This window comes from Kaistella sp. (assembly GCF_049588135.1).
Lineage (GTDB): Bacteria > Bacteroidota > Bacteroidia > Flavobacteriales > Weeksellaceae > Kaistella.
This window is the reverse complement of sequence record NZ_JBAVFG010000217.1, coordinates 1-2476: the sequence shown is the minus strand read 5'-3', so window position 1 is coordinate 2476 and position 2476 is coordinate 1. Positions and strand designations below refer to the sequence as shown.

Genomic DNA, 2476 nt, shown 5'->3' with positions numbered 1-2476 from the left:
TGACTTGATTTGTGTCTCTAATTCACAAAATTATGTGGAAATTTTTTTTCTAGTTGAAAGTCAAATAAAAACAAAATTAATTCGAAGTACACTTAAAAAAATTCAAAAAGATTTTGATTTTTTAATTCAAATCCATCGCTCCCATTTAATAAATCCAACTCATTTTAAAGCTTGGAAAAATCAAGAAACCATTTTTCTAACTCAAATTGAATTACCAGTTTCTAAAAATTATAAAGAACAATTATTGTCTTTATAATTTTCATACCTAAAATAGCGTATTTCATACCTAATCACTATTCACGGTAGAAATCATATCTTCATAACCTTATTTTTGCAACATAATTAAAATAATAAATTTATGAAAAAAATGAGATTTAGGAAATTGCTATACGTTGTTATGGCATTATTAAGCATTTCTATTTGTGTGTTTTTGTGGTCGGATAATGAATTAAATAAGGTTTTAGGTAAATCAACAAAAGTTATTGATATTTCTTCAATTGTTAAACCAACCGAAATAATTCAAATAAAAAACGCAAATGTACTTTCAGAAGATTGTAGCCACTTCATTAAAAATCAAGATGTAATTATTAAAAATGGCAAAATAATTCGTTTAGGAGAAAATCAACATGTCGAAAATAATGCTGTTATAATTGATGGAACGAATAAATATTTAATTCCAGGTCTTATTGATTCTCACGTTCATTTAAAAGAAAGCAAAAATGATTTATTTTTATATTTAGTTAATGGAGTAACTTCTATTAGAGAAATGGCTGGAAGACCAATTACTTTAGAATGGAGAAAATCAATTCAAAAAAATGGATTTGGACCACAAATGTTTATAGCATCTCCACCAATATTTAGTGAAAGTGGAATAATGGGATATTATTATCAATGGACTAGACAATCAATCAATTATTCAACGAAAGGCGATGCAGAAAAAGAGATAAAAAAGATAAAAGAACAAGGTTATGATGCGGTTAAAATGTACGGTTTTGTTAATCCCGAAATGTTTAAAACCACAATAGATATTTCCAAAAAATATAATATTCCTGTTATTGGACATATTCCTTTAGTTAATTTAGATGCGTTTTATACTTCAGGTCAAAAAGAAATTGCTCACGTTGAAGAAATAACCGTGAAAAATATGGATGATTTTGGAAAATCAATTTCTAAAAACCCAAAAGAATATATAAATTTCTTAAAAGCACATTCAAACCAAATTGCAAAAAAATTAAAAGAAAACAATATTTGTGTAACTTCTACTATTTCGTTAATTGAAAGCTTTCCTAAACAAAGATTTGATTTAAAATCTGAACTTAAAAAAATAGAACTAAAATATGCCAATCCTAAAATTATTGAAGGAACACCAATTTACAAATTAGGTTGGTTACCAAGTAAAAATGGATATGAATATGATGGAGAAGATAATCCCGATGCAAGAAAATTATCCGCGATTTTTTGGAAAACTTATGTAGAAGCAATTCATATTATGACAAAAGCGTTGGTTGACAATAAAGTTACGATTATGGCTGGAACAGACGCTAATGTATCAACAATGGTTCCCGGATTTTCACTTCATAATGAATTACAATCATTATCAAAATCTGGAATAACCAACTCACAAGTGCTTTATTCAGCAACAGTTGAGCCGAGCAATTGGATGAAAAGAAATACTGGAAAAATAAAAATTGGCTATAATTCAGATTTAGTGCTACTTTCAAGAAACCCATTAGAGGATATGAAAAACACAAAAACAATTGAATATGTTTTCTTTGACAAAAATATGATTAATAAGATTCAAATCTCAACTATTCTGAAAGCAATAAGGGAAGCGAATAATGAAAATAGAAATATAAAAATTGACGAATATATTAAGTAAAAAATGCACTATCTGCCAACACGTGATTGTAGCTATTGCAGATTGGTCTTGAATTTGAAGGTCAGTTTGCATCTTTAAAATTTTTGTTTAATTTAATTTTTGGTAACAGCGACAATCACCATACGTTGTCTTCAAGCGTACCTATTATCAAACCGTACAAAAAATGAAATCAGAATTTACTTTCAAATCATATTTTATGCTAATTCTGCTCTGTGCATTTTCTTTTCTTATTTATATAATAATTCCTAATTTTTTTAGTGATCCATATTACGATGATAAATTGTTCCCTAAAATTTTTATTCCGGGCATTATAATTTTTAGTTTTTCATATCTATTATTTGGAGAATTAAGAACGAAAATGATAAAAGTGGAAATAGATAAAAATGAAATTATAATAAAGCGTTTTTTTGGACTTAAAACTGAAACTTATAAAAATTCAGAAATTAACGGATGGAAATATTCTCACCTTTCTTCTCGTGGTGGAACTTATGAATATCTTTACCTTTATAAGAATGATAAAAAAATAATAAAAATTTCAGAATACTATCATAAAAATTACTTTCAAATAAAGAATGAAATTCAAGCGAAATTTAAAGA

3 protein-coding genes are annotated in these 2476 nt (G+C 26.7%); all 3 read left to right on the top strand.

Annotated features, from left to right (window positions below):
• The first annotated feature begins 4 nt into the window (after positions 1-4).
• Positions 5-256 (top strand): LytTR family transcriptional regulator DNA-binding domain-containing protein, encoded by a 252-nt coding sequence (locus WBY99_RS11995; RefSeq protein ID WP_423976573.1) that lies wholly within the window; start codon positions 5-7, stop codon positions 254-256.
• Positions 257-358: 102 nt separating this feature from the next.
• A complete protein-coding gene (locus tag WBY99_RS11990; RefSeq protein WP_423976572.1) occupies positions 359-1879 on the top strand; it encodes an amidohydrolase family protein in 1521 nt (506 codons plus the stop codon).
• A 163-nt stretch (positions 1880-2042) separates the two neighbouring features.
• A partial coding sequence (locus WBY99_RS11985; protein ID WP_423976571.1) for a hypothetical protein occupies positions 2043-2476 on the top strand: 434 nt, incomplete at its 3' end.